This window comes from Paenarthrobacter nitroguajacolicus (assembly GCF_051027655.1).
Classification (GTDB): domain Bacteria; phylum Actinomycetota; class Actinomycetes; order Actinomycetales; family Micrococcaceae; genus Arthrobacter; species Arthrobacter nitroguajacolicus.
In genome coordinates this window covers 1,907,695-1,934,182 of sequence record NZ_CP073234.1, presented here as the reverse complement: position 1 = coordinate 1,934,182, position 26,488 = coordinate 1,907,695, and the positions used below count along the sequence as shown (strand labels likewise).

Genomic DNA, 26,488 nt, shown 5'->3' with positions numbered 1-26,488 from the left:
TGATGCGTTGGGTGCTACTTAGAGAGTAAAGCCCACACCCTGCTTGGGCGAGTGCTTCACCCGGAATGCCGTGGGGTCGCTGTGTGGCGCTGCTGCGACAGTGAGCTTGGTGAAGTCCAGATCCTCACCGCGGACGCAGATCTTGATGGCGTTCACAGCCTTATTGACGTCCGGGCAGAGGCAGAAGATGTTCAGATGGCCGTTGCCGATTTCCGAACGGTCCACCACGCCCAGCCCACGCCACGCCAGCTCACCGGTGAGGGCGGCTTTGGCTTTCCGCTCAAGATGCCGGTCACGTTCGGTGCCGTCCTTGGTTTTCAAAGCGATTTGGGCAACTACCCAGAACTGTTCGGACTCGGGAATCTCGGCGTAGCCGTCTTCCTCGCATTGCGCGGCAAAAGCGGCCATCAGGCCTTCCACGGCAGATTCGTCGTCAACGTTTGCTTCGTCGGTCTTGCTCTGGTGGCCCACTACACCGTGGTTGACCACGAACTGCTGGTCTTCGTCGTCGTACCAGGCCTCCCGGAAGTGAAGTACTCCTTCGTCGTCGCGCTTGTACGCGCGGATGATGCCGCTCATGCTCGTCCTTTCCTGAACCACTCGGCGCTGGTGCTGGTGGCTCCATTGACGTCGAAAGGTGCTTTCATGGTGTCCACTGCCTTGAAGAGGGCTGCGCATTCTGCGCGCATTGCGTCCACCGTCTGTTGCGGATAGCCCATGGCCATCCGATGCTGCTCAAACTCGTCTTCATCGTCCACGAACACCCCGTGCCTGGTGGAACGGATAACGTCCAGATCCATGTCGATCATGTGGAACTCTGTCACACCCGGTTTGAGGGGGTGCCAAGCGTGGGCTGTGGCGAGGTCGACGTAGATCCTGAAGTCGCCCGGATAGCTGTCGTCATAGAACGTCGCAACAAACTCACCGGTCCGCGGGACCAGCAAGACAGCATCAGACGCCGTATAGAAAGCCGCGCCGGGGCGTGCGCAAAACTCCCCCGCTCCCTGAAATATCCACCAACCGTGAATGTCCTCACCAAGGTAGCGGCCAGGCACCACCCAGTGGGCTTTGCCGTCCCACTTCCTGTTCCTCGACACCACGAGGTCGCCGGGCTGCAATGCGCCCGGCACGCGCTCGTCCGTCACAGGGTTGGCAGGCTGCCGGTGGTGGGGTGTTCCTGGCCCGGGAGGGGCCTGGCAAACGGGACCTTCGTCCCCAAAACCTGGGCTACGACGTCGTGGGTTATTTTCTGGGCGGTGAGGCCCACGCGTTCCAGTACCTGGCTGCGGGAGCCGTGTACCAGGAATTCAACGGGCAAGCCCACCTCATTCAGTGCGGTGTCTACACCGGCAGCCCGCATTTCCTGCCGTATACGCGAGCCCACGCCACCTGCCCGGACGCCGTCTTCGATGCAGATCACCAAGCGGTGACGGGCGGCAAGGGCGATGATCGATTTCCGGACTGGGAGGACCCACCGGGGATCCACCACAGTGGAGCTGATGCCCTGGGCACCCAAGCGGGTAGCAACATCGAGTGCGAGTTCGGACATGGCGCCGACGCTGACAATCAACACATCGTTCTCGGTAGAGCCCTCCGGGCGCCGCGCGAGAATGTCAACGCCGTCATGAAGCCTCTCGATAGCTTCAACCTCGGAACCGACGCTGCCCTTGGAGAACCGCACCACAGTGGGGGCATCGTTGATCGCCACCGCCTCACGCAGTTCTTCGCGGAGCCGGGTGGCATCGCGGGGAGCAGCCAGATGCAGCCCGGGCACGATCTGGACCATCGCCATATCCCACATCCCGTGATGGCTGGGTCCGTCCGGGCCCGTCACACCGGCACGGTCCAGGACTATAGTGACACCGGCTTTGTGCAGCGCGACATCCATGAGGAGCTGGTCAAACGCGCGGTTCAAGAAGGTTGCGTAAACGGCCACCACCGGGTGCAGGCCACCGAACGCCATTCCTGCGGCGGATGTCAGCGCATGCTGCTCCGCAATGCCGACGTCGATCACCCGCTCCGGATGGCGCTCAGCGAACTTGTGCAATCCCACAGGGATGAGCATGGCGCCGGTGATGCCCACGATGTCGGGGCGCTCATCAGCAATATCCGCGATTTCTTCAGCGAATACCGAGGACCAGGACCGCGCTCCAGGCATTTCGGTGGGCTCGCCCGTTTCAGGGTCAATGATTCCTACGGCGTGGAATTGGTCTGCTTCATTGGCCAGGGCCGGAGCATAGCCGTGGCCCTTTTCCGTCATGGCGTGCACAATGACGGGTCCGCCGTAAGCCTTGGCGGTGTTGAGGGCATGCTCCATGGCTTGGAGGTTATGCCCGTCAACCGGGCCGATGTACTTCATGCCAAGGTCCTCGAACATGCCCTGCGGAGCCCACCAGTCCTTGATGCCCTTCTTCATGGCATGCAGGCTCTTATAGGTGAACTGGCCAGCGGGGCCGCCGTCCTGGAGCTTCTTCTTCCACCAGTCCAGCATCCGCTCGTAGGCCGGGGTGGTGCGGAGGGAGTCGATGGTGGGACGCAGTGAGGCAAGGTAGTCAGCAAAACCGCCCACAGTGGGAGCATAGGAGCGTCCATTGTCGTTGACAACGATCACGACGCGACGCCGCTTATCCGCGGCAATGTTGTTGATGGCTTCCCATGCCATTCCACCGGTCAGCGCGCCATCGCCAACAACGGCGACGACGAACCGGTCGCCCTCGCCGGTCAACTGCCGGGCACGCGAAATGCCATCTGCCCAGGACAAGGAGGAGGACGCATGTGAACTTTCCACGATGTCGTGCTCGGACTCCGCGCGGTCCGGATAACCGGACAGGCCTCCTTGCTGGCGAAGCGTGGTGAAGTCCTGACGTCCTGTCAGCAGCTTGTGGACATAGGACTGGTGCCCGGTATCGAACACCACGCTGTCCCGCGGGGATTCGAAATTCCGGTGGACAGCGAGCGTGAGTTCAACAACGCCCAGGTTGGGACCAAGGTGTCCACCCGTTGCGGCTACGTTGGTGATCAGGAATTCCCTGATTTCGCCGGCCAGTTGTTCCAGCTCCGTGCCGGACAGTTTGGCCAGGTCCCGTGGATCCTTGACGGTTTCCAAAAGTCCCAACGGCCCTCCTTAGGGTGAATGACGTGCTTGTTAACTCTAGCGCGTGCCCGGGCCCACGCGTTGCGCTCTGGATCCGAGCCCCGGCATCGTTCTTCCTGGCAGGGCCCGGGACGCCAACAGCCCCGGCTGGTCAGGCGACCAGCCGGGGCTGTCCGGTTTCTGGATCAGCTGGAAACCAGCCGGTCCGTTATGCCGAGATCTGGCGCAGGACGTACTGCAGGATGCCGCCGTTGCGGTAGTAGTCCGCTTCACCCGGTGTATCGATGCGCAGAACGGCATCGAAGGACTTGGCGGTACCGTCTTCAGCCGTGGCCGTTACCTTGAGCGTCTTCGGCGTGGTGCCGTTGTTGAGCTCGGTGACGCCTTCCACCGCGAAGGTCTCCGTACCCGTCAGCCCCAGCGTTGCTGCGGACTCTCCGGCAGGGTACTGCAACGGAAGGACGCCCATGCCAATGAGGTTGGAGCGGTGGATGCGCTCGTAGCTTTCAGCGACGACGGCCTTGACGCCCAGGAGCGCGGTGCCCTTGGCCGCCCAGTCACGGGACGAACCCGAACCGTATTCCTTGCCTGCCAGGACAACCAGGGGCGTTCCTGCTGCCTGGTAGTTCTGGGCTGCATCGTAGACGTAAGCCTGGGGCGCGCCTTCCTGGCTGAAGTCGCGGGTGAATCCACCCTCGACGTTGTCCAGGAGCTGGTTCTTGATGCGGATGTTGGCAAACGTACCGCGGATCATGACTTCGTGGTTGCCACGGCGTGAACCGTAGGAGTTGAAGTCCTTGCGCTCCACACCGTTGGCCAGGAGGTACTGGCCCGCGGGGGTGTCCGACTTGAAGGAACCGGCCGGGGAGATGTGGTCCGTGGTGACGGAATCGCCGAGCTTCAAGAGCACACGGGCGCCCGAGATGTCCTTGACGGGATCCGGCTGGGCCTTCATGCCCTCGAAGTATGGGGGCTTCCGCACGTAGGTGGAATCTTCGGCCCACGCGAAGGTGTCACCGGCAGGGGTGTCGAGTGCCTTCCAGCGCTCGTCGCCGTCGAAGACGCCCTCGTAACCCTTGGCGAACATAGCCTCGTCGATGGAGGAGTCGATGACTTCCTGCACCTCGATGGGGTTCGGCCAGATGTCCTTCAGGAAGACTTCGTTGCCTTCGGAGTCGGTGCCCAGGGCATCGGTATCGAAGTCGAAGTCCATGGTGCCGGCCAGTGCGTAGGCGATGACCAGTGGCGGCGAGGCCAGGTAGTTCATCTTCACGTCCGGGTTGATGCGGCCTTCGAAGTTGCGGTTACCCGAGAGGACAGCGGTGACGGAGAGGTCGTTGGCCTGGATGGCCTCGGAGATTTCCGGCTCCAGCGGTCCGGAGTTACCGATGCAGGTGGCGCAGCCGTAACCCACGATGTAGAAGCCAAGCTTCTCCAGGTACGGGGTCAGACCGGACTTTTCGTAGTAGTCCGTGACGACCTTCGAACCCGGGGCAACAGAGGTCTTGACCCACGGCTTGGAGGTCAGGCCCTTGTCCACGGCGTTGCGTGCAAGGAGGGCCGCAGCCAGCATGACGGACGGGTTGGACGTGTTGGTGCAGGACGTGATCGAAGCGATCGACACTGCTCCGTGGTCCAGCTCGAACTCGCGGCCGTCGGCCGTGGTGACCTTGACCGGCGAAGAGGGCCGGCCATGCGCACCGTTGGCGGCGGATGCAACGCGTGCCGTCTCCGTGGTGTGCGAATCAGCATGTGTGAAGGACGGCGAATCGGAGGCCGGGAACGACTCATCCAGGGCCTCGTCCACGCTGCCGTCTTCGATGGCGACGTAGTTGTGGATGTCCTTGCGGAACTGTTCCTTGGCATCCGTGAGCTCAATGCGGTCCTGGGGACGCTTGGGGCCTGAGATGGAGGGAACAACGGTGGACAGGTCCAGCTCGAGGAACTCGGAGAACCGCAGTTCGCGGGAGGGATCGTGCCAGAGGCCCTGTTCCTTGCTGTATGCCTCCACGAGGGCGACATTTGCTTCGGAGCGGCCGGTCAGGCGCAAGTAGTCCAGGGTGACGTCGTCGATCGGGAACATGGCAGCCGTGGAACCGAACTCCGGGCTCATATTGCCGATGGTTGCACGGTTGGCCAGCGGCACAGCGGCGACGCCCTCACCGTAGAACTCAACGAACTTGCCAACAACACCGTGCTTGCGCAGCATTTCGGTGATGGTCAGCACCACGTCAGTCGCGGTAGCGCCTGCGGGGATGCTGCCCTTGAGCTTGAAGCCGACAACGCGGGGAATCAGCATGGAGACGGGCTGGCCGAGCATTGCAGCTTCGGCTTCGATACCGCCAACGCCCCAACCCAGGATGCCCAGGCCGTTGACCATGGTGGTGTGCGAGTCGGTGCCAACACAAGTGTCGGGGTAGGCGCGGACAACACCGTCTACCTCGCGGGTCATGACCGTGCGTGCCAGGTACTCGATGTTGACCTGGTGTACGATGCCGGTTCCCGGAGGAACAACCTTGAAGTCATCGAATGCGGTCTGGCCCCAGCGAAGGAACTGGTAGCGCTCACCGTTGCGCTGGTATTCGATCTCCATGTTGCGCTCCAGTGCGCCGGAGTTTCCGAAGGCATCGATCTGGACGGAGTGGTCGATGACCATTTCTGCAGGCGCCAACGGGTTGACGCGCTTGGGGTCACCGCCGAGCTCCTTGACGGCTTCACGCATGGTAGCCAGGTCCACGACGCAGGGAACGCCGGTGAAGTCCTGCATGATGACGCGGGCGGGGGTGAACTGGATTTCCGTGTCGGGCTCCGCATTGGGATCCCAACCGGCCAGGGCGCGGACATGGTCAGCCGTAATATTGGCGCCATCCTCAGTCCGCAGGAGGTTTTCAAGCAATACCTTAAGGCTGAACGGAAGGCTGTCTGCGCCCTCTACGGAGTTCAACCGGAAAATTTCATAGTCGGTGCCGGCTACATTCAGTACGCCTTTGGAACCGAAGCTGTCCACAGTGCTCATGGCAGGACTCCTCTCGCAACAGTTTCATCTTTGTCGCGTGGTTGGCCGCTAGCCAGTTAGGCGCACCTTACTTAGCCGGGCGGCATCTCTCGTGGTCACCCCGGTCCGCGGCGTTGAATACTGCGGACCGGGGCTACTACAGCCATCGTAGTGGCATACTCCGGCGTTGCGTCACTGATCAGGCATCGCGACGGAAACAGGCCGTTCCTCCTTCTGCACCATGGCAGTCTGGCGGTCCGTCGGCTAAACGGCGGGGACGATCAGCCCTACCGTTTCCAAATGATGGGTGTTCGGGTACAAATCGAAGGCGCGCAGCGACTCGAGTCGCCAACCACCTTGATGGAAGTAACCCAGATCACGTGCGAAGGATGCCGGATCACACGACACATAGGCGATTGCGCGGGGCCCTGTGGCCATCAGTTGCTTGACCACAGCCTTGCCGGCTCCGGCGCGGGGTGGATCCAGCACCAGCGAGTCGAAGCTGCGGGAGCGTTGGTGCAGGACCCGCTCAACACGTCCCTGAACGATTTCCACCTGGGCTTCACCGTGCAGGTTTTTGCGGGCGTCGCGGCTTGTGCCCGGAGCGCCCTCCACGGAAAGTACCGAACCGGTCACTCCGACGGCGTCCGCCAGAGGTGCCGTAAACAGGCCCGCACCGGCGTAGAGGTCGGCAACTGCGGCGCCGGGCTGCAAGTACCCGCCGTTGGAAAGATAGCCCGTTACAGCGTCCACCAGCGTGTCCGGGGCGTCCTTGTGGATCTGCCAAAAACCCTCACCGGTCACACGGTATTCATGCCCTGCCGCACTCTCCTGCACCCAGGTTCTCCCCCGCAACTGCAGGACCTCGCCCTTGCTGGGATCGAAGCTCGCGACCGAGACGTCGTGCGGCAACTGCGACAGGATGCTGTGCAATCTCTTGGGGCTCGTGGATTCTTCCGGAGCCAGCAGGATCAGGGGCCGCGAACCGTTGGCGGGCACCGCGACCTCCACGCGGGCAATACCGGACAAGTCAAGGTCCCACAGCTTCAGCTCGTTGACTCCTGCAAGCGCCAACGGCATCTCCTTGATGGGAAGCACAACGTCGGAACGGTGCGCATGCATCCCCAACCGACCCTTGGGGGTCACCGCGAAGCTGGCGCGCGTACGCCAGCCGAGTCCGCCGTCGTGATTGTCTCCCACAGCTTCCACCTCTGTGGCCAGGTCCAAACCGGCAAGCCGCTTGAGCTGTTCGGCAAGCACCTCGGCTTTCAGGGCCCGTTGGCGCTGCAGGGAAATGTGTCCGAGCTCGGCGCCGCCCACCGGCGGAGCCCCGCGGCTCCATGAGCCCAGCGAATCGGCCTGCTTCCAGAAGTGCGGAATGCGGTCAGGTGAGGCCTCCAGGACCTCGACGACGTCGGCACGCCAGAAGCGCGACGAGTCGCCGGAGTCAGTCAACCGGATACGGACCTTCTCCCCCGGGATCGCGTGCCGGACGAAGATAACGCGCCCTTCGTGCCTGGCGACGAAGTGCCCGCCATGGGCTATGGGGCCGACATCGACCACCAGTTCAGTGGGGGCTGCACCCTGGTCTCCAGTGCGTTGGGGTTGGGGGGTATTGCTGTGGGAAGTCATTAAGTATCCTGCAGTGCCTTTGCTTCTTCGGAGGACTTCAGCTGCCAAGGAACGCTGGCAACCATGACTCCGGATTCGAAATGGAGCCTTGTCTTTATTCTGAGTGCTGTTTGGTTGTGGACGAGTTGTTCCCACCATTTACCCACCACATATTCGGGGATGTACACCACTATCAGGTCCCGCGGGGAGTCGCGGCGCACGTTCTTGATGTAGTCCATGATGGGGGTCACGGTTTCGCGGTACGGGCTGGCGAGTACGGTCAGGGGGACGGGAATCTCCAGCTTCTCCCAATCCCGGACAGTTTGCTCGGTCTCTTCCGTGTTGATGTCCACCGTCACTGCATCCAGGCGCGAAGGCCGGGACGCCCGAGCATAAGCCAGCGCACGAAGCACCGGTTTGCGGACGTGCGAGACAAGAAGTACCGCGTGCACCCGCGTGGGAAGTGCCCGCGGTGACGAATCCTCGTCCACGGCCAATTCCTTGGCCACATTGTCATAGTGGGCGCGGATGCTCCACATGATGAGGAAGAGGACAAACATGGCCAGCAACGCTATCCAGGCGCCCTGCTCAAATTTGGTGATGAGGACGATGACGAGGACCAGCGCCGTCATGCCAAATCCCACCATGTTGATAGTGCGCGACTTGAAGATCCGGCGACGGACAGCTTTATCCCTGGCCAGCTTCAGCTCTCGCCCCCAGTGCCGGACCATGCCGAGCTGGCTGGCCGTGAAAGAGATGAAGACGCCCACAATGTACAGCTGGATCAACTTGGTGACATCTGCGTTGAACGCGAGAATCAGGACCAGCGCCCCGGCTGCCAACGCAAGGACGCCGTTGCTGAACGCAAGCCTGTCACCGCGAGTGCGGAGCTGGCGTGGAAGGTAGCCGTCCTGGGCAAGGATCGAGCCCAGCACGGGGAAACCGTTGAAAGCTGTGTTGGAAGCGAACACCAGGATGATGCCGGTGGCCGCAACCACGATATAGAAAAGGATGGAGCCGGAACCGAAAATGGTGTCTGCTATCTGGCTGATGGCAGGGGTCTGGATGTAGTCCTCCGGAAGCGGCTTGCCGTCCACCAGGAATTCCCGGGCCGGATCGAGGACGATGTGGACCTTTGTAGCGTTAGCCAGATAAATGATGCCCGCAAGCATGGCCGACGCAATAACGCCCAGAAGCAGCAGCGTGGTGGCGGCGTTCTTGCTCTTCGGCTTCTTGAAATTCGGCACCCCGTTGCTGATGGCTTCGACGCCGGTCAGCGCCGCCGCCCCCGATGAAAAGGCACGCAGAAGCAGGAAGGCCCCGGCCAGCCCTACCAGGCCCTCATCGAATCCGGGCTCCGGAACGATGGTGAAGTTGGCGGAAGGCGCCTCCCCCAAGGTGCCGGTGGCAGCCTGGAAGATGCCCACCGCGGTCATTCCAAGGATGGACGCCATGAAGATGTACGTAGGGACAGCAAAGAGCGTCCCGGCTTCCTTGACCCCGCGAAGATTGACCAGGGCCAGGATGATCACGCCAATAGTGGCGATCATTGCCTGCTGGCCATGCAGTGCCGGGATGGCAGTAGTGAGGTATGTAGCTGCCGAAGACATGGACACTGCAACAGTGAGGACGTAGTCCACCAGCAGCGCAGAAGCGACCGTGAGACCGGCGTACTTGCCGAGGTTGACGTTGGCAATCTCGTAGTCGCCGCCGCCGGAGGGATAGGCGTGCACGTTCTGGCGGTAGGAAGCCACTACTGTGAGCAAAACCACCATGACGGCGAGGCCCACCAGCGGGGAGAACGCCACTGCGCTTACGCCCGCAAGGGCAAGCGTCAGGAGGATTTCATCCGGGGCGTATGCCACCGAGGACAAAGCGTCCGAGGCGAAGACGGGCAAAGCGATGCGTTTGGGCAATAAGGTGTGGGACAGGCGGTCATTCCGGACCGGCCTGCCCACCAGCACCCGCTTCGCGGCATTCAAAATTGTCAGCACTCCGCAAAGCTACTCTGAATCCACAGGGATGTCATGACGGTTGTCGCCGGCTTACCCGCGCTGCACCGGTAAAGTCATACCGAGCGGGATGGACAACACACATAAGGAGACACGGTGGCTCACTTCGTGATCATGGGTTGCGGCCGTGTTGGCGCAACCCTGGCACACACTTTGGAGGATGCAGGCCACTCAGTGGCCATCATCGACCAGGACGAGCGGGCCTTCCGCCGGCTCCGCAACACCTTCACAGGTCGCAAAGTCACCGGGGTCGGCTTCGACCGGGACACCCTGAAGCAAGCAGGAGTGGAAGAGGCCTACGCCTTCGCCGCCGTTTCCAGCGGCGACAACTCCAACATCCTCGCCACACGCGTAGCCCGCGAAACATTCCATGTTGCCCATGTGGTGGCACGCATCTATGATCCCGGCCGCGCCGAAATCTACCAGCGGCTCGGCATCCCCACCGTCGCAGCCGTCCGCTGGAGTGCCGACCAGGTCCTGCGCCGAATACTCCCCGAGCAGCACCTCGCCGGTGACTATCGCGAGCCCTCAGGCCGCCTGGTACTGGCCGAAGTGGATCTGCACGACGATTGGATCGGACACAGCATGGAGTCCATCGAGTCCGCCGCCGGTATCCGTATCGCGTACCTCACCAGGTTTGGTGAAGGCCTGTTGCCGCAAGCCGGCACCGCATACCAGGAGGGCGATACCGTCCACGCGATGGTGAGCCTGGACAGAACCTCCGAGATCAGCCGGATTCTCGCCAAAGCACCCGCCAAGGAGTCTTAGTGAAAGTTGTCATTGTTGGCGCAGGCAGCGTCGGCTCGTCCATCGCGCGTGAATTGCTCGCCCACAAACACGAGATTCTCCTCATTGACCTGAAGCCCGAAGTCATTGGGCGCAGCGGGCTTCGAGGTGCCCGCTGGCTGGTGGGCGACGCCTGCGAACTCAGCACCCTGCAGGACGCCAGACTCGAGGATGCCGACGTCGTGGTTTCTGCCACAGGTGACGACAAAGTGAATCTGGTGGTATCCCTGCTTGCCAAAACCGAATTCGGCGTGGGGCGGACCGTGGGGCGCGTCAACAACCCCAAGAACGACTGGATGTTCAATGACTCCTGGGGCGTAGACGTGGCCGTCAACACCCCGCAGCTCATGACAGCCCTCGTGGAAGAGGCTGTTGAGATTGGCGACATCGTGCGCCTGTTGACCCTTCAGACAGGGGTGGCCTCAATCGTTGAGTTCACTGTTCCGCATGATTCCCACGTCATTGGCAGCACGGTAGGCGGCATCGACTGGCCGGAAGATGCGACGTTGGTGGCAATCCTGCGCGACCACGCCCCCATCACGCCTACGCGTGATGACGTCCTGGATGGCGGCGACGAACTCTTCTTCGTCACCACCATCGCGGCCGAAGACGGCCTGAGGGCGCTGTTGTCACCCGGTTCCGACGACGGCCAGGAACCCCGTGACGATGCTGCCGAAGCAGCCGATCAATCAGCTGAGGACGACGGTTTCGACGGCTGAGGTGCCGGCTCGCCAACAGCAGGCTTAGTGACAAGCCACGCCACCCAGAGGCCCAGGATGTACAGCGGAGCTCCCATCAACAACCTGGTGGTTGCCAACGCCGTCAGTCCTGGCTCTCCCATGAAGTACAACGGCACCTGAACCACCAGGCGGAGGGCAAGCACCGCCACTACGATCCACGTACCCAGGCTGTAGGCGCGGAGCCTTTCGGGATCCTTTCGCCACTCAAGTCCCTCGTTGCGCACAAAACCGAACAAAAGCCCCGCAACCGGCCACTTGAGCACGATGGAAAGCACCATGCCCGCAATATAAGCGATGTTGGTGAAGAATCCGAGGACGTAGAAGTCCTCTGCCTTACCTGTGGTGTTGGCCAGCCAAGCGGAAATGCCCACGCCCACTACGCCTGCCAGCGCCTGCGTCAAAGGACGCCGCTGGATCAGGCGCACCACGGTGAAGACGGCGGCGGTAGCCAGCGCTGCGATGAGGGACAGTGTGAGATCACGGGTGATGGTGAAGGCGACCAGGAAGACAAGTCCGGGGAGGATGCTCTCGGCGATACCCTGGACCCCGCCCGCTGACTTCAGCATGTCCACGTGCCCCGCACTGTTCCGGTGCAGACCGGCTTTTTCGGCATAACCCGCAGCGAGTTCAGACACACTCGGTGAGTCAGCACCGGGGCTGGCAGCACCTGGCTTGGCCGCCCCTGGCTTGGCCTCTCCGGGCAGCGAAGCTTCGTCCTGCGGGGGCGTCGGGCGCCCTGTGTCCTTCGGTTCAGATCCGTTGGCCACGGTCATAGGTGCTCCTGACGGGAAAGTATTTCGTATCGGGGATTGAACATGGCCGGAAGGCCATCAACCTGGGTCACCATGCCGTTCAAGCGAAGTTCCACACCGGCTTCAATGCCGGGGACCCGCGTCCTCCCCAGCCAGATCACGCGGAGACGGTCATAGGGCTTTTTTCCCCCCGAAGCGCGCTGGTCTCCCTGCCTCAGGGTATCCACCACCACAGCAGAGAAGAACGGCTGTTCGCTGGGCGGCTGATGAGTCACGGACTCGATGAAACCGGTACAAACGGCCCTGCCCCGCGCAGGAAGATCCCGAACTCCCTGCTCAGGGGGCCTCTGACCGGATGTTCCGCTGTGCCCGGAGGAATCAACCAATCTGGGTAATCTCCGGCCCTCGCTCCGGCTGCTGCATTGCGGGCTCTTCCGGGGGAACGGCGCCTTGGGGAGCGCCGGCCTGGCCCGGTACCGCAGCATCCTTGGGCAGGCGCAGCTGCAGCAATTCGCGGGGAGGCATCGGATTATCGCCACGGACCACCACGACCTTGCGGAACAGATCTTCCAGACCTGCTGCGGCATCGCGTTCCAAGGCAGCCTGCCCGCCAAGGACACCACGGAGGAACCATCGTGGCCCGTCCACGCCCATGAAGCGGGCAGCACGGAAGCCACGGCTGCCGTCAGTAGCTTCAGCGGGCAGTTTGGCTACCAGTTCCGTGCCGAAAGCTCCGGAAACCTCTTCGGTTTCTCCGCCTTGGCTCGCTACAGACTGATTAATCTGTTCACGGATCTCGTCCCAAAGGCCTTCGGAACGCGGTGCCGCAAACGCCTGGAGCTGCAGGCTGGAGCCGTTGAGGTCCATGGTCACAGCGACCACGCGTTGGGTGGCTTCTTCCACCTCAAGCCGCAACTGGAGACCTTCGGCCGGTGCGATCAGCAGTGCACCGAGGTCAACGTAGCCATCGCGGCTTTCGATCTCGTCTATGTCCAAGGGACCTTTGCCGAGCCGGAAGTCACCGGGTGTGCCGGACCCGCCTGATTCGGAGTCTTGTGCCTCGGCACCCGACTCATCGACGGTGCCGGCGGTTTCCGACCGCTCGTCCTTGGACTTCTTGCCGCGCCCAAAAAGCATTGGGTTTTCTCCTTAGTAGTGGTCTATCCCCAAGTAAACCGCAACCACGTTAAACCGCGCTAAACCGCGCCAATGCGTCAGGCGTTGGTCTGCGGCACACGCCGGGTCCAGTAGTTTCTTAGGCCTTCGGTGCGTTGAAGCCGCCCGTGGATCCGAAGCCGCCGGTTCCCCGAACGGAGTCGGACAGTTGGTCAACAGATACGAACCGCGCGTACTCGACGCGCTGAATCACCATTTGTGCAATTCTATCGCCGCGTTTGAGGTCGATCGCATTTTTTTGGTCGGTGTTCAGGAGTGTGACCGCGATCTCGCCGCGGTAACCGGCGTCCACAGTGCCAGGAGCATTGACCACCGTGAGGCCATGCTTGGTTGCCAGTCCGGACCGGGGATGGATCAGGGCCACGAATCCGTCCGGCAGCGCTATGGAGACACCGGTTGGAACCAGTTTTCTTTCGCCGGGGGCAAGGTGCACGTCCTCGCGGGCACGGAGATCGGCACCCGCATCGCCAGGGTGCGCGTAGGACGGTGCTTCCAACCCGGCCTCGAGCATTTTCAGCTGCACCTCCAAAGTGGGGGCGCCGTACGCTGCCGTGCTTTCGCCATTATCCGCGACTGCGGAGGTTGCCTCTGTACTGAATACTGCGGTCTCGTTGCTCACAGTGATTCATTCTACTGGGACCTTCCGGTACAAGGCCCGGTCGGTCCGGGGCGAAGCCCGTTGCCGATGCCCGATAAGCTGGACCCATGCCTACGCCTGACCAGTCTTCCCCTGTGCCTGCCCGGAACACCCCTTCGGCCTCAGAGGTCCTGTACACCGAGAAGCTGTGGCCGTCCGTTTGGATCTGGGTTGTGGTTGTGGGCCTCTCCGGCGCAGGCGTCCTGATGTTTGGTCCCATCAGCGCAGCAGCCGGCATCACCGCCGCCTTGGTGCTGCTGGCCATTATGACCATCATGTTGGTGCTCTCTACGCCAACCATCACGGTCACCGCTGACACCGTCAGGGTGGGTCGTGCGAGCATCGACCGGAAGTACGTAGGTTCCGTCCAGGCGTTCAAAAAAGGCGAAGCCACCGCTGAGCGGGGTCCACGCCTGAATGGACTCGCCTACATGTGCTTCCGCGGCTGGATCGATCCGGTCGTCAAGATTGAAATCACGGACCCTGCAGACCGGACCCCCTACTGGCTGGCATCCTCGCGCCGGCCCGATGAGCTCGTTTCGGCACTCACCACGCCACGGGTCTGACACCGGGACGCTGCGCCTAGCTTTCGCACTCGGTGCAGTACTGGTGCCCGTCCCGTTCAGCGGCTATCTGGGACCTGTGCTTCACCAGGAAACAGTTGAAACACGTAAATTCGTCAGGCTGGGGTGGCATGACCTGAATGAGTAGCTCTTCACCGGAAAGATCCGCGCCCGGCAACTCGAAGCCATCGGCAAGGTCGGTCTCATCGACGTCCACCGCGGAGGACTGCTTCCCCGACTGGCGCGTCTTGAGCTCTTCCAGCGAATCCTCGCTGACGTCTTCCTCGGTCTTTCGAGGGGCATCGTAGTCCGTGGCCATGGTCCTTCTTCGTCCTCCGTACATTTTCCGGGGTTGGAAACCCGGCCGCAGGAACTTCCCTGTCGCCGGCTTATGGGTGCAAACGTCGGACGCCCCGGATTTGTGCCCGATCTCGGCCAGATTGTCCTCCCGCAGGTCCGAAAAGTCCATAGATGCACTTTTTGCTGTGGAATCGGTTGAAAAGCCTTCCGGAATGAACCGGGTTTCAGCGGAATATCACGGCACGCCCTTTGCCCTAGTAGGAAAAGCCCCCCGCGAGTGGCAGAGTTTCGAATGTCAGTTATGCCATGTGGTGGAGGGTGTTATGCAGGATCTACGACTGGTAGGCGTCCACGACGACGGCGGGCATCTGCTCTTGAGCGGCCCCGGTGGTGCGATGTTCCAGCTTCCGATCGACGAGGCCTTGAGGGCCGCGGCGAGCCGTACCCCTGCCCAGGTGGCCGCTCGCGCCTCCAACACGCCGATTTCCATGTCGCCCCGCGATATTCAGGCCCGGATCCGCAGCGGAGCCACGGCCATGGAAGTTGCCGAGCTTTCCGGCCTCCCCCTTGCCAACGTCCAACGTTATGAAGGCCCTGTGCTTGCAGAGCGTGAGTACGTAGTGCGACAGGCCCGAAACATCGAAGTTGCCGCCCCTGCTCCCGGGCATGACATCTACCGCTCCGCTTTCGGCGACAACCCGGCCACACTTGGCGAGATGGTTGACTACCGGCTTTCAGCGCACGGTATTGATTCCTCCTCCGTGGATTGGGATTCCTGGCGCCGCCCGGACGGTACCTGGACCGTCGTCGCACGCTTCGAAGCTGTCCCCGGCGCTCACGGAAGCATTGGCGAAGAACCGCCTGCCATGTGGACCTTCAGTCCCCAGCGCAAGTCGCTGCAGAATGCCAACCGTTGGGCCCAGCAACTCAGCGAACTTGAGCCGATGGACGGCCCGGTCCCGGCCCGGCGGCTTGCTGCCGTCTCGGACAGGCCGTTCGATTTCGAGAACGACGCCGAAACGGCAGCACGCGCGTCGGCGAAAGAATCCGACAGCCTGCTGGAAATGCTCCGTTCGCGGCGCGGACAGCGCCTTGGCGTGGATGAAGACGGCGACGACGCCTTGGCAGTCCTCTTGAGCAACGTTCCCGCAGCACACCCGCGACCCGGTGAGGAAATAGACGAGGCCGAGGCGCCTGGTGTAACGGATGTCGAGCCGGTGGCTCCTGCAGTGGAAGAGCCCACACGTAAAGACGGGCGTCCTTCGATGATGTCCAGGCTAAGCCTCGCTCCGCGGCACTTCGAGTCGCCCGACGACGGCGACGACTCTCTGAAGCTCCACAACGGAGTCAGCACAGACACGCGTGAAATAACGGTGGTAGCCAGCCCGCTTCGACCTGTGACTTCACTGGCAGGACGCAAGCCTGCAGGACTTGACGAACTCCTCGGCGGCAGCGGTAACCCGCAACCCCGCGCAGAAGACGAAGCCGACGGTGCGCAATCTTCCCAGGACGCCCATCAGGACGAAATGCCTGCAGAGGACCAGAAAGACGCTGACGTGCGTAAGGATGTGGATGCCCCTGCGGAACGCCAGCCGTCCCGCCCCAAGCGGTCCAGCATCCCGAGCTGGGACGAGATAGTTTTTGGGGCCCGCGGCGACTAGCCGCGCCTAAGGGCCCCTGCACCGGGCCAGAGGCACGCATCGACGTCGAAAGGCAGCGGCTGGTCTGCGCCGGCCATCAGGTTGGCGCCATGAGCTGTGACACGCCTCATGTAGTGCCGGCGGCACAACGTCTCGTAGCCCACTGCGTCAGCAGGACCTGCTTCTGCGGGCGGACTCCCAGCGGATGCACCCTCCGCGGGCCCGGCTTCGTCGCCGCTGTTTTGCGGGGCAACGTCGCCCACCATCACCTGGTCGCCCTCCACCACCATGATGCCGTTTACGGTGCGGGCGTTCTGCGTTGCCCGGCGGCCGCACCAGCACAAAGCTTCGACCTGCAGGACCTGCACTTTGTCGGCGAGTTCGATGAGCCGCTGCGAGCCAGGGAACAGTCTGGTGCGGAAGTCGGAAGTGATGCCGAACGCAAAGACGTCCACCTCCATCTCATCCACAACCCGCGCCAATTGCTCCACTTGGGTGGGCGAGTAGAACTGGGCCTCATCACAAATGAGGTAGTCCACCCGCAGTCCGTTGGTTCGCCGGGCCACCACTTCGTCCCAGAAATCGGTGTCGCCCACAACCTCCACGGCGTCGGTTTGCAGGCCCAGCCTGCTGGAGATGGTTGAATCACCTGCGCGGTCGTTGCAGCTGAACCGAACACCTCCGCGACCGCGTGCACGGTGGTTATGGTCCATTTGGAGGGCCAGGGTGGACTTGCCGCAGTCCATGGTGCCTGAGAAGAAGACCAGCTCAGCCACGTTTGCCCTTCTTGCCGGCAGCGGCGAAGCACAGCAGGGGTACTTCGCGTTCGGCCTTGGTCAGTGAACCGTGCTGCCCTACAACCTCCAGGGCTGCGGGGCGGGCCCTCCGCGTGTCGTAGAGGGCCAACGTGTCACGTGCTGCAATCATGACGTCGCCAATGCGCGGAGCCACCTCAGGGCGAACTGTGCCGAACAGCCCTGCATCCACGGCTTGCTCCCGCGTAAAGGCCCAGATCCTTTCACCAAAGCGGTGACGCCATGCCTCAATCAGGGATTCCCGGTGGGCCGGAGTGGCATCCGGCTCAAGATAGAGGTGGACCATGCGCGGCTCCCCGGCCGTGTGGCGGACTCCTGCTATCAGCTTTTCATCAGCGGAGTAGTCGATTCTCTGGGATTCCGGGACGTCCAACATGCCGTGATCGCCGGTCACCAGAATGGTGGTGCCGGCGGGCAGCGTGGCAGACAGCCTCTTGACCGTAGAGTCGAGCTCTTCGAGTTGGTGCTCCCAACGATCCGACTGGCAGCCGTAGCGGTGGCCTGCTTTGTCCAACTCGTTGGCGTAGAAGTACATAAGGGAACGTCCACCACCGGACATTGCCTCAGCGGCGGCGGCGGTGCGGGCATGCAGCGTGGTGCCGCCGACAAAGCGGCTTCCCCGGAGGGCAGCCTGTGTCATCGGGGAGTTTCCGAACTGAGGCAGGCTGACGGTCACGACGTCCAGCTCTCCGGCAAGCCGCTCAAAGACCGTCGGGTGAGGCTGCCACTGTGCAGGGTCCACTTGGGAATCCCAATTGCCCAGGAGGTTGACTACCTTGTCCTGCTCGGGATCGAGGACGTCGTAGCCCACCATTCCGTGCTGGCCGGCCGGCAAACCGGTGCCGAGGCTCGCGAGGGATGCCGCAGTGGTGCTGGGGAAGGCGGCGTCCACCCACGCGGGAACGTTGCGTTGTCCGCCGGCCATGACTGTCCGGAGGAAGGGCGTGTGGGAGGACTTCTGCTTCAAGAGGGTACGGCCGAGCCCATCGGCAAGAACCACGCAGACACGCTGCGCTGGCGGCAGCTGCAAGTGGTTGGTGAAGCCCGGCATCCCCAGGGATGCGGCAGCGCTGGTCAGGACTTCCGCTATGGACTGGCTTCCGAAAAGCGGGGGCGATGGGAGGTCAGCGGCCGGGCTGGTCCCCGAAGACGTGCTCACCGGGTTCTGTGCGGTTTCCCTCAACGCTGGTGTCCGCGGCTGAGGCGGTTGCTGAAGACGCCCGAACGCGGCCTCGGTGCAGGGATGCTGGCGTGTTGGGCCGGGGAAGGATTGCCCGTGTTGACCGCACGCAGCGCACGGGCAAAAATCTTGGCGTCCTGGACCGCCTGGAGTCCGTCCGCCTCAGCGCTGATCCGCAGGACGATATCTTCCTGGGCTATGGTTCCGCTGTAGCCATGATCGGCCTCGCACTGGGGATCCCCGCAGCTCGCCGGCCCCATGTCCAGGCGCTGCCCGCCGGACCATGCGATGGACAAGGTCATCTCCCGGACAGGATCGGACGGCTTGTAGTCCTGGGGTTGCGAATACATGTAGCTAAGGACCACCGAGCGGATCTGGGCCACGGGTACAGACTCAGTGGAGACTTGGGCAACGATCTGCTCTCCGGCCTCATCCAGCTGCTGGTCATCAACGTGAGTGATCACCAGCATGTCCTCCGTGAGCACCAGCACAGTGATGTGCCTGCGGACCTCGGCACGGTCGAAATGGGTCTCCAGGTGGACCAGGTGGGAGAGGCACTCCCGGCCATCCAGGGCGTCATCGACGACGTCGGCCACCAGCCGTGGGTAGAAACCTGCCTGCTGCAGCGCCTGGTCCAGGCCCTGTCCCTGCGAGCTGTGATGATGGGAGGTGTGGTGCCCGGCGTTGGACGGACGGGATTGAGGCGTCGGAGACTGGGTGCTCATTCCCCCATTTTCACAGATCGCTTGGTGACTACCTAACCGCGAGGTCCAGTCCTGTGGCTAACCCCGCATCGCGCGCCGGGCACTGTCCGTGCGCTGTGCCGCATTGCCGATCCATACATCCGCGCCAAGGATGGTGGCACCCGAGGGCCCCGCCAGTACGGGGTTGAATTCCACCAACGCGATTCCTGGATGGTCATCTTTTAGCTTGGCGAGCCGGGCCGCAATGTCCTCCAGAGCTTCAACATCCACGGCGGGCAGGCCTTGGTAGCCGAACAGTTTTCGGGACGCCCGTGGCGAGCGGATGACATCGTGCAGGTCCGCAGCTGATAGCGGCGGGACCCGATGCGCCCAGTCGTCCAGCAGGTTCACGGCATCCCCGGCCAAGCCGAACGACAGGACCGGCCCCAGCAAGGGGTCCTCCATGGCACGGAAGGTGCAGGCCTGCCCCACCGGCGCCATGGCCTGCACCTCAAGCGAGGGCGATCCATAAGGTTCCAAAGCACGGCGCATTTGGGCGATGTTTTGACGGAGGGATTCGGCGTCCTGAATATCCAGCCGAACGCCTCCGAGATCCAGCCGGTGCCGCAGTGCGGGATCCGTGGTCTTGAGGACCACGGGCCATCCCACAGTCTCCGCGGCCTGCACCGCCTCGTCAGGGGTACCAAATCCGAGAGTCGGCACCACATCAATCCCGTAGCCCGACAGCAGTGCGGCGGCAGCACCGGCGTCGAGCTTCCTGATCTTTTCGCCCGTGACGCCGGCCAGCATCGCGTTCAGCGTTTCCTTGGTGCCGTCGACATCGCAGCCGTCGGGCTCCACGAAAAGCCCTTGGTCACGGTCGCGCCACTGCGCGTAACGGACGATCGCCGCCAGGGCCGCCACGGCGGCACCGGCATTGGAGTAGCACGGCAGCACAGGCTTGCCCGCTCCGCCCACCATGCCCTCGACTTGCACGGAGGGATCCAGGATTCCGGTGAAGGCCGCCACGACAGGCTTTCCAGCCTCGGCAGCGCATTCGGCCAGGACGCCCGCGAGTGATTCCACGGTAAGCCCGCGGGCCGGGAGGAGGGCCGCCACAACGGCGTGCACGGAGTCGTCCGCGAGGCTTTCCTGCAGACTTGCCCGAAGTGCAGGAAGCGCCAATGACATACCGGCGTCCAGATCAATGTCCGTCACAAGGCGGCCCACATCCAACCCGAGGGGTCCGGCACTGTCGGCCACCACTTTGGCCAGCGCGACGGAATTTGAGTAGACGGCTACGCCCGGTCCTTTGGGCAGCTCCTGGGAGGACGCGATCTGGGCAATGTCCATGAGTTGTTCGATGGTCTCAACCCGGATCACGCCTGCCTGCCGCATCATCGCGTCCACTGCCGCGGATGGCGCCTGGGTGGTGCGAACCTCGTGCCCGGGCGGCAGGCTGAGGCCGGTGACATCGGACTTGGCAACGATCACGGGTTTGTTGCGGGACAATCTGCGCGCCAAGCGGGAGAACTTGCGGGGGTTGCCGATGGACTCAAGGTAGAGGCCCACGGCGGAGGTATCGGCGTCGTCCTCCCAGTACTGCATGACGTCGTTGCCGGAAACGTCGGCGCGGTTTCCTGCGGAGAGGAACGATGACAACCCGAGCCGGCGGCGGCTGGCGGCTGCATAAACCGCAACACCCACGGCAGCCGATTGGCTGAACAAGCCCAAGCTGCCCCGCGGGGGCATCGCGGGGGCCATCGAAGCGTTCAATGAGACCGCCGGGTGCGTATTCAGGATTCCGAGGGATTCCGGGCCAATGACGCGCATTCCGTTCGCCCTGGCCCGCCGCACCAACTCGTGCTGGCGGGCGAGTCCCCGCTCGCCGTCGTCGGCAAATCCGGCGGTGGCCACCACGATGCCTTTGACGCCCGCAGCGGCACAGTCGTCCACTACCTTGGGTACTTCCTCGTACGGAACAGCCACGATGGCCAGTTGCACCGGCCCCGGGATCTCCGACAAGTTTCCGAACGAGATCATCCCGGCGAGTTCGAATGCCTCCGGGTTGACGGCGTAGACCGGACCTTTGAAGCCGCCTTCAATAATGTGCTCCAGGAGCTGGTAGCCCACCGTCCCCCACTTGCGGCTGGCACCGATGACAGCCACCGACGACGGCGACAACAGGTCCCGCACGCTGCGCGCCTCCGCGCGGTGCTCGCGGGACTCCATGACGGCCCGCGATTTCTCCGTGGGATCGATGTTGAATTCAACGCTCACAACGCCGTCGTCGAATTGGCGTTTGACGTCGTAGCCGGCGTCGGCAAAGACCATCAGCATCTTCCGGTTGTCCGGCAGGACCTCGGCCGTGAAGCGGCGGATGCCGTTTTCCCGGGCGGCAACCGCCAAATGCTCCAAGAGGATGGAGCCGATTCCACGTCCCTGGTGTGCATCGGAAATGTTGAAGGCAACCTCGGCCTCGGTGGGATCTTCAAGCCTGTCGTAGCGGCCAATCCCCATGATTTCGCCGCCGATGGTGATGACGAACGCCACGCGGTTGATGTGGTCCACTTCCGTGAAGCGCCGAACCTCCTTGCCGGAGAGCTTTGGCTTGAAAGAGAAGAACCTCATGTAGATGGAGGCCTGCGACTGACCCGCGTGGAACGCCTGCAAAGCATCGGCATCTTCGGGTCGTATTGGCCGAAGGTGGGCTGTCCCGCCGTCGCGCAGCACGACATCAGCTTCCCAATATTCCGGATAAATGCCGACGCCGGGCTGATCCACCATAGGCTTAGCCTAGCTAAAACATCCGCAGTACATCTTTAAGGATCCACCGACCCCATGGCCCGCAGCCAAAAATCCGCACGCACAGCCGAGCCCCTCGGCGATTTCACCGAGAACATCGTCGACATCGACGTCACGTCCGAGATGGAAGGCTCCTTCCTGGAGTACGCCTACTCGGTGATCTACTCGCGTGCCCTCCCGGACGCCCGCGACGGACTGAAGCCCGTGCAACGGCGCATCCTGTACATGATGTCCGACATGGGCCTCCGCCCGGATCGAGGACACGTCAAGAGCGCCCGCGTGGTGGGCGAAGTCATGGGTAAGCTCCACCCGCACGGCGACACCGCCATATACGACGCCATGGTGCGCATGGCGCAGGATTTTTCCCTGCGCCTGCCCCTCATCGATGGTCACGGCAACTTCGGATCGCTCGACGACGGCCCGGCAGCACCGCGTTACACAGAGGCACGTTTGGCGGCCGCCGCGTTGACCATGACGGACCACCTGGACGAAGACGTGGTGGACTTTGTCCCCAACTACGACAACCAGCTGACGCAGCCGGATGTGCTCCCCGCCGCTTTCCCCAACCTGCTGGTCAACGGCACCACGGGCATCGCTGTTGGTATGGCCACGAATATGCCTCCGCACAACCTTGTGGAGGTCATCGCCGCTGCTCGTCACCTGATCGCCAACCCCGGTGCCACGTTGGACGAGATCATGCGGTTCATCCCGGGGCCCGACCTCCCCACAGGTGGCCGCATCGTGGGATTGGACGGAATCCGTGACGCTTACGCCACGGGGCGTGGATCCTTCAAGACCCGCGCCAAGGTTGAAGTGGAACAGCTGTCCGCCCGTCGCACCGGCCTGGTGGTCACTGAGCTCCCCTACATGGTGGGCCCGGAAAAGGTCATCGAGAAGATCAAGGATGCCGTCAACTCCAAGAAGCTGACCGGCATCAGCGACGTCGTTGACCTCACGGACCGCAATCACGGCCTCCGCCTGGTCATCGAGTTGAAGAACGGCTTCAATCCCAACGCCGTCCTCCAGCAGCTGTACCGCTACTCGCCCATGGAAGATTCCTTCGGCATCAACAACGTCACCCTGGTGGACGGCCAGCCGCAGACGCTGGGCCTCCTGCAGCTGCTGCAGGTGTACGTTGAACACCGCCTCAATGTGGTGCGCCGCCGCACGTCCTTCCGCCTGGGCAAGAAGAAGGACCGCCTCCACTTGGTGGAGGGCTTGTTGATCGCGATTGTGGACATCGACGAAGTCATCCAGATCATCCGTTCTTCGGACGAGGCTTCGGCCGCGCGTGAACGCCTCATGTCCATCTACGACCTCACCGAAATCCAGGCCAACTACATCCTGGAACTGCGCCTGAGGCAGTTGACCAAGTACTCCCGCCTTGAGCTGGAGAAGGAACAGGACGAACTCCGCCGCGAGATCGAGGCCCTGGAGGCCATCCTGGCTTCGGATGAACTGCTCCGCGATCTTGTTTCCGGTGAGTTGGCAGTGGTCGCCGAAAAGTACGGCACGCCCCGCCGCACGGTCCTCTTGGAATCGGAAGCCGTCTCCCCCACGGTGGCTGCGGCCTTGGCAGCGTCAGTACCCGGGCCGAAGGGCAAAGCCGCAGCGCTACCCTTGGAAATTCCGGACGACCCCTGCTGGGCCCTGCTGAGTGTGTCCGGACAGATCGCCAGGACGTCCAACCAGGAACCGCTGGCCGAATCGGGCCCCCGGACCAAGCACGATGTCTTCCGCTCAGTGGTCAAGACCACTGCCAGGGGAGAAATTGGTGCGGTCACATCCCAAGGCCGCATGCTGCGGCTCCAAGTGATGGACATGCCCGTGTTGCCTCCGGTCTCCGGTCTCCCCAACTTGGCCGGCGGCGTCCCCGCCAAGGACTTCATCACCTTGCTCAAGGGTGAAACCTTGGTTGCCTTCGTCCCCCTGGACTCCGTCCTCGCCATCGGTACGGTCCAGGGCGTGGTCAAGCGTGTTCAGCCGGACTACCCACTGAACCGTGAAGACTGGGAGATCATCGCCCTGAAGGACAAGGACTCGGTGCTCGCGGTGGAACCGGCGCAGGAGGACAACGTCGACCTTGTCTTCGTGACACGGCAGGCCCAATTGCTTCGATTCAGTGCCTCCAATGTCCGCCCCCAAGGACGTACGGCCGGTGGCATGGCCGGCATCAAGCTTGCAGCCGGCGACGAAGTGATCCACTTCGGTACCGTTCGCGCGGACGACCCTGCCGCCGTCGTGGTGACCATTGCCGGAACGAACGGCGCCTTGCCGGGGACGGCACCGGGAACTGCGAAGGTGACCGCTTTCGAGGAGTATCCCGTGAAGGGCCGGGCCACCGGCGGGGTGCGGGTCCACCGTTTCCTCAAGGGCGAGGACACACTGCTCCTGGCTTGGGCAGGTCATGGTCCGGCGAAGGCTTCCTCGACGGCGGGCGTCGCAAGGGCACTTCCCCACGAACATGGCCGCCGGGATGGATCCGGCGTTCCGTTGTCCCAGCCCGTGGAAGCCATCGGTCCGAGCATGGCATGGGCTGACGCCGCGGAATAACGCGGAATAATCACGGGGCACCCGAACAGCACGGCAAAGGCCGGGGGTTACAGACCTCCGGCCTTTGTGCTGCCGTGGCTGTGAAGCCACCGCACGGGCTAGCCGGTTTGGTTGATGCTCAGTATGTTTCCCTCACTGTCGAGGAACCATGCTGCGGCGCTTCCATCAGGCATCGTAGCGATGCCGTCTTCAGTCTTCAGGCCCGGGAAGTCGTAGTCTTCGAACTTGACTCCCTTGCCGCGCAGCTCCTGCACTGTGGCCCGGACATCGCTGACCGTCCAGCCCATCTGGGTATTCTTGGCAGTCCCTGCATTGGACGTTTGATAGACAAAGAATCCGGTTCCGTCGCCACACCTGTACTGGAGGTTGTCGTCGTCGTCCGGATTTTCGGGTTCCAGTCCGAGTTTTTCGCTGTAGTACGCGCGTGCCCGGGCTATGTCCTGTGCCGGTAGGACGGCACCAACCTGCTGATCCTTGAGCATTGTTTTCTCTTTCCGGCTCTCCCCCCGGAACGAACTTTACTCTTGGCAGGGTCCGTAAGTAATTGGAAAACGACACCATATTTCGTGGGCTGTAGAGGGGCCCGCGCAGGTTCAGCTTAGACTGGCCGCATGCCGATCATCCCCGATGAAAAAGACTGGACCTGGGTGCTCTCACAGCCCTGCCCCGAGTGCGGTTTCGACCCCGCAACGGTGACCCCTTCCACGGTGCCCGGCACCGTTCTGAACATGCTTCCCCGGTGGCGGGCCGTGCTGCGCCGGGAGGATGTAGCAACACGTCCCAACGACCACACATGGTCCAACCTGGAGTACGCCTGCCACGTCCGGGACGTCTTCAGCCTCTTCGATCAGCGCCTGAACCTGATGCTCACCGAGGATGACGCCCGGTTTGCCAATTGGGACCAGGACCAGGCCGCGATCGACGGTGAGTACGGTTCCGCTGATCCGCGCACGGTGGCCGACGAGCTGGAGGCAGAGGGCAAGGAGATTGCCGAGTCCTTCGCCCGCGTCACGGAGGATGATTGGCAACGCACCGGAACGCGCAGCAACGGATCCTCATTCACCGTGCTGACGTTCTCCCAGTACTTCCTCCACGACGTTGTTCATCACCTTCATGATGTGGACGGCTAAAAACTAGAGCATCTTCTCCCACGTCATACTGCGGTTTACTGGCGCATAACCCATGCCCAAGTAGAGTTCCAACGCCCCGGTGGGGTTGGCCGAGTCCACGTCCAGTGAGGCCACGTCCATTCCCGCCGAGGCGTAGCGCTGCATGGCATCGGCGAGCAGTGCTTGGGCTATGCCCCGACCGCGATAGGCCCGCCGCACACCAAGGAGCTCTGTATAGCCTTCCTTGAAACCGCGATCGGCGGCAGAATCGGGATCAAAGCTGGTTAGCTGGTATCCGGCCACCTCCCCCGTGCCGGAATCAATAACCACAGCACTGAGATCGTGCCGGGCCGTCGGTTCCTCAATAGTGAAGCGCCACGATTCTTCATCCCGTGGCTCGCTCCCCCAGTTGTCCCTGAACGCATCGTTATGGGCTTGGCGCACAGGTTCATAGAGCGATGGATCCAGCGTCCTGAGTTCAAGTCCCGCACTCAGGGGCGCCACGGGCAGTTGCTGCGACAGGGGCCGGTGCATTTCGTTGAACCAACGCACGGCGCCGTAGCCGTGACCCATCAGGAGTGTTGCCTGGTGCTCGTGCTGTTCCTCTGTCTGGATGCGGAGACGTGGCGGTGCTGTGGTGTGTCCGGCAGCTTGATCGGACTCGAACCGGGAGCGTACTTGTCCTTCCTGCCACAGCAGCACTGCAGAGCCGATGCCCCGCTGTTGCCATTCCGGGTCAACGCACGCCATTCCGGTGGCTTTGTCGCCCTCGGGATTCTTGGCGATTCGACCGTAGGCACGCGCCACACCGTCGGAGTCGACGCCCAGCAGCGTGCTCGTTTCCGCCGGGTTCTTGGTCGACTCCAGGATGTGGACCAGGTCGCCGCGCTTTTCATACCAGACGGGATGCTCGACGGCGGCCGTCCGGGCAATCAGGCCCGCCCAGTTCCCGAGGTCTTCCATGGTGGCTGGTCGCCAGCTCAGGCCGGTTGCAACGGTGTCGGGCATGACTTGGCGTGCGGTTTCGAAAGGCATGC

The 26,488-nt window shown here is 62.8% G+C and carries 23 protein-coding genes; 6 read left to right on the top strand and 17 right to left on the bottom strand.

Annotation, left to right across the window (positions count from 1 at the left end; translation table 11 throughout):
- Positions 1-18: 18 nt before the first annotated feature.
- The 6 genes from KCX59_RS09265 to KCX59_RS09240 all read right to left on the bottom strand — a co-directional run bounded on the left by KCX59_RS09265 (position 19) and on the right by KCX59_RS09240 (position 9,694).
- Positions 19-579, bottom strand: a complete 561-nt coding sequence (locus KCX59_RS09265) for a hypothetical protein (protein WP_091466746.1) — start codon at positions 577-579, stop codon at positions 19-21.
- On the bottom strand, positions 576-1,145 hold the full coding sequence (locus KCX59_RS09260) for a DUF402 domain-containing protein (RefSeq protein WP_178995507.1): 570 nt from the start codon (positions 1,143-1,145) through the stop codon (positions 576-578). Before KCX59_RS09260 ends, KCX59_RS09265 begins: the two co-directional genes overlap by 4 nt.
- Positions 1,142-3,115, bottom strand: a complete 1,974-nt coding sequence (gene dxs, locus KCX59_RS09255) for a 1-deoxy-D-xylulose-5-phosphate synthase (protein WP_179017350.1) — start codon at positions 3,113-3,115, stop codon at positions 1,142-1,144. The genes KCX59_RS09260 and dxs overlap by 4 nt, the downstream gene beginning before the upstream one ends.
- A 187-nt stretch (positions 3,116-3,302) precedes the next feature.
- Positions 3,303-6,110, bottom strand: coding sequence for an aconitate hydratase AcnA (gene acnA / locus KCX59_RS09250; RefSeq protein ID WP_091466740.1), 2,808 nt, complete (start codon positions 6,108-6,110; stop codon positions 3,303-3,305).
- 243 nt (positions 6,111-6,353) lie between these two features.
- The gene (locus KCX59_RS09245; protein ID WP_179017351.1) at positions 6,354-7,721 is read right to left on the bottom strand and encodes a class I SAM-dependent RNA methyltransferase; all 1,368 of its coding nucleotides are present in this window, start codon (positions 7,719-7,721) and stop codon (positions 6,354-6,356) included.
- The gene (locus KCX59_RS09240; RefSeq protein ID WP_091466736.1) at positions 7,721-9,694 is read right to left on the bottom strand and encodes an APC family permease; all 1,974 of its coding nucleotides are present in this window, start codon (positions 9,692-9,694) and stop codon (positions 7,721-7,723) included. The genes KCX59_RS09245 and KCX59_RS09240 overlap by 1 nt, the downstream gene beginning before the upstream one ends.
- Before the next feature lie 114 nt (positions 9,695-9,808).
- Here KCX59_RS09240 and KCX59_RS09235 point away from each other — a divergent pair, with 114 nt between their 5' ends.
- Together KCX59_RS09235 and KCX59_RS09230 are read left to right on the top strand one after the other, a co-directional pair.
- The gene (locus tag KCX59_RS09235; protein ID WP_179017352.1) at positions 9,809-10,480 is read left to right on the top strand and encodes a potassium channel family protein; all 672 of its coding nucleotides are present in this window, start codon (positions 9,809-9,811) and stop codon (positions 10,478-10,480) included.
- The gene (locus KCX59_RS09230; protein WP_178995517.1) at positions 10,480-11,217 is read left to right on the top strand and encodes a potassium channel family protein; all 738 of its coding nucleotides are present in this window, start codon (positions 10,480-10,482) and stop codon (positions 11,215-11,217) included. Before KCX59_RS09235 ends, KCX59_RS09230 begins: the two co-directional genes overlap by 1 nt.
- Here the strand turns inward: KCX59_RS09230 and KCX59_RS09225 are convergent.
- From KCX59_RS09225 to dut, 4 genes are all read right to left on the bottom strand, one after another.
- A complete protein-coding gene (locus KCX59_RS09225; protein ID WP_178995519.1) occupies positions 11,184-12,011 on the bottom strand; it encodes a DUF3159 domain-containing protein in 828 nt (275 codons plus the stop codon). The genes KCX59_RS09230 and KCX59_RS09225 overlap by 34 nt on opposite strands.
- Entirely contained in the window at positions 12,008-12,265 is a 258-nt protein-coding gene (locus tag KCX59_RS09220) for a hypothetical protein (protein WP_091467644.1), read from the bottom strand. Before KCX59_RS09220 ends, KCX59_RS09225 begins: the two co-directional genes overlap by 4 nt.
- Before the next feature lie 103 nt (positions 12,266-12,368).
- Positions 12,369-13,127: a DUF3710 domain-containing protein gene (locus KCX59_RS09215; protein ID WP_178995521.1), complete on the bottom strand. Its 759-nt coding sequence runs from the start codon at positions 13,125-13,127 to the stop codon at positions 12,369-12,371.
- A gap of 118 nt (positions 13,128-13,245) precedes the next feature.
- Complete coding sequence (gene dut, locus KCX59_RS09210; RefSeq protein ID WP_179017353.1) at positions 13,246-13,785, bottom strand: dUTP diphosphatase; 540 nt, start codon at positions 13,783-13,785, stop codon at positions 13,246-13,248.
- A gap of 86 nt (positions 13,786-13,871) precedes the next feature.
- Between dut and KCX59_RS09205 the strand changes: the two genes are divergently transcribed.
- Positions 13,872-14,369, top strand: coding sequence for a DUF3093 domain-containing protein (locus tag KCX59_RS09205; RefSeq protein ID WP_178995522.1), 498 nt, complete (start codon positions 13,872-13,874; stop codon positions 14,367-14,369).
- Between the two features lie 16 nt (positions 14,370-14,385).
- Here KCX59_RS09205 and KCX59_RS09200 read toward each other — a convergent pair whose 3' ends face one another.
- Positions 14,386-14,685 carry a DUF4193 domain-containing protein gene (locus tag KCX59_RS09200; RefSeq protein ID WP_017198899.1) on the bottom strand — a complete coding sequence of 100 codons (300 nt, stop codon included), beginning with the start codon at positions 14,683-14,685 and terminating at the stop codon, positions 14,386-14,388.
- Positions 14,686-14,989: 304 nt separating this feature from the next.
- On the opposite strand from KCX59_RS09200, the gene sepH reads away from it, so the two are divergent.
- Positions 14,990-16,327, top strand: a complete 1,338-nt coding sequence (gene sepH, locus KCX59_RS09195) for a septation protein SepH (RefSeq protein ID WP_178995524.1) — start codon at positions 14,990-14,992, stop codon at positions 16,325-16,327.
- Here sepH and KCX59_RS09190 read toward each other — a convergent pair.
- Genes KCX59_RS09190 through KCX59_RS09175 form a run of 4 tightly spaced genes read right to left on the bottom strand, consistent with a single transcriptional unit; the run spans position 16,324 to position 21,771 of the window.
- Positions 16,324-17,082, bottom strand: coding sequence for a thymidine kinase (locus tag KCX59_RS09190; RefSeq protein ID WP_178995526.1), 759 nt, complete (start codon positions 17,080-17,082; stop codon positions 16,324-16,326). The genes sepH and KCX59_RS09190 overlap by 4 nt on opposite strands.
- Complete coding sequence (locus KCX59_RS09185) at positions 17,075-18,304, bottom strand: alkaline phosphatase family protein (protein WP_179017354.1); 1,230 nt, start codon at positions 18,302-18,304, stop codon at positions 17,075-17,077. Before KCX59_RS09185 ends, KCX59_RS09190 begins: the two co-directional genes overlap by 8 nt.
- Positions 18,301-19,026: a DUF5998 family protein gene (locus KCX59_RS09180; RefSeq protein ID WP_179017355.1), complete on the bottom strand. Its 726-nt coding sequence runs from the start codon at positions 19,024-19,026 to the stop codon at positions 18,301-18,303. The genes KCX59_RS09185 and KCX59_RS09180 overlap by 4 nt, the downstream gene beginning before the upstream one ends.
- 57 nt (positions 19,027-19,083) lie before the next feature.
- Positions 19,084-21,771: a bifunctional acetate--CoA ligase family protein/GNAT family N-acetyltransferase gene (locus KCX59_RS09175; RefSeq protein WP_179017356.1), complete on the bottom strand. Its 2,688-nt coding sequence runs from the start codon at positions 21,769-21,771 to the stop codon at positions 19,084-19,086.
- 54 nt (positions 21,772-21,825) lie between these two features.
- Between KCX59_RS09175 and KCX59_RS09170 the strand changes: the two genes are divergently transcribed.
- Positions 21,826-24,342: a DNA gyrase/topoisomerase IV subunit A gene (locus tag KCX59_RS09170; RefSeq protein WP_091466719.1), complete on the top strand. Its 2,517-nt coding sequence runs from the start codon at positions 21,826-21,828 to the stop codon at positions 24,340-24,342.
- Positions 24,343-24,440: 98 nt separating this feature from the next.
- Here KCX59_RS09170 and KCX59_RS09165 read toward each other — a convergent pair whose 3' ends face one another.
- The gene (locus KCX59_RS09165) at positions 24,441-24,824 is read right to left on the bottom strand and encodes a VOC family protein (RefSeq protein WP_091466718.1); all 384 of its coding nucleotides are present in this window, start codon (positions 24,822-24,824) and stop codon (positions 24,441-24,443) included.
- Between the two features lie 129 nt (positions 24,825-24,953).
- Here KCX59_RS09165 and KCX59_RS09160 point away from each other — a divergent pair, with 129 nt between their 5' ends.
- The gene (locus tag KCX59_RS09160) at positions 24,954-25,472 is read left to right on the top strand and encodes a DinB family protein (protein WP_178995532.1); all 519 of its coding nucleotides are present in this window, start codon (positions 24,954-24,956) and stop codon (positions 25,470-25,472) included.
- Between the two features lie 3 nt (positions 25,473-25,475).
- Here KCX59_RS09160 and KCX59_RS09155 read toward each other — a convergent pair whose 3' ends face one another.
- Positions 25,476-26,486: a GNAT family N-acetyltransferase gene (locus tag KCX59_RS09155; RefSeq protein WP_179017357.1), complete on the bottom strand. Its 1,011-nt coding sequence runs from the start codon at positions 26,484-26,486 to the stop codon at positions 25,476-25,478.
- Between the last annotated feature and the right edge of the window lie 2 nt (positions 26,487-26,488).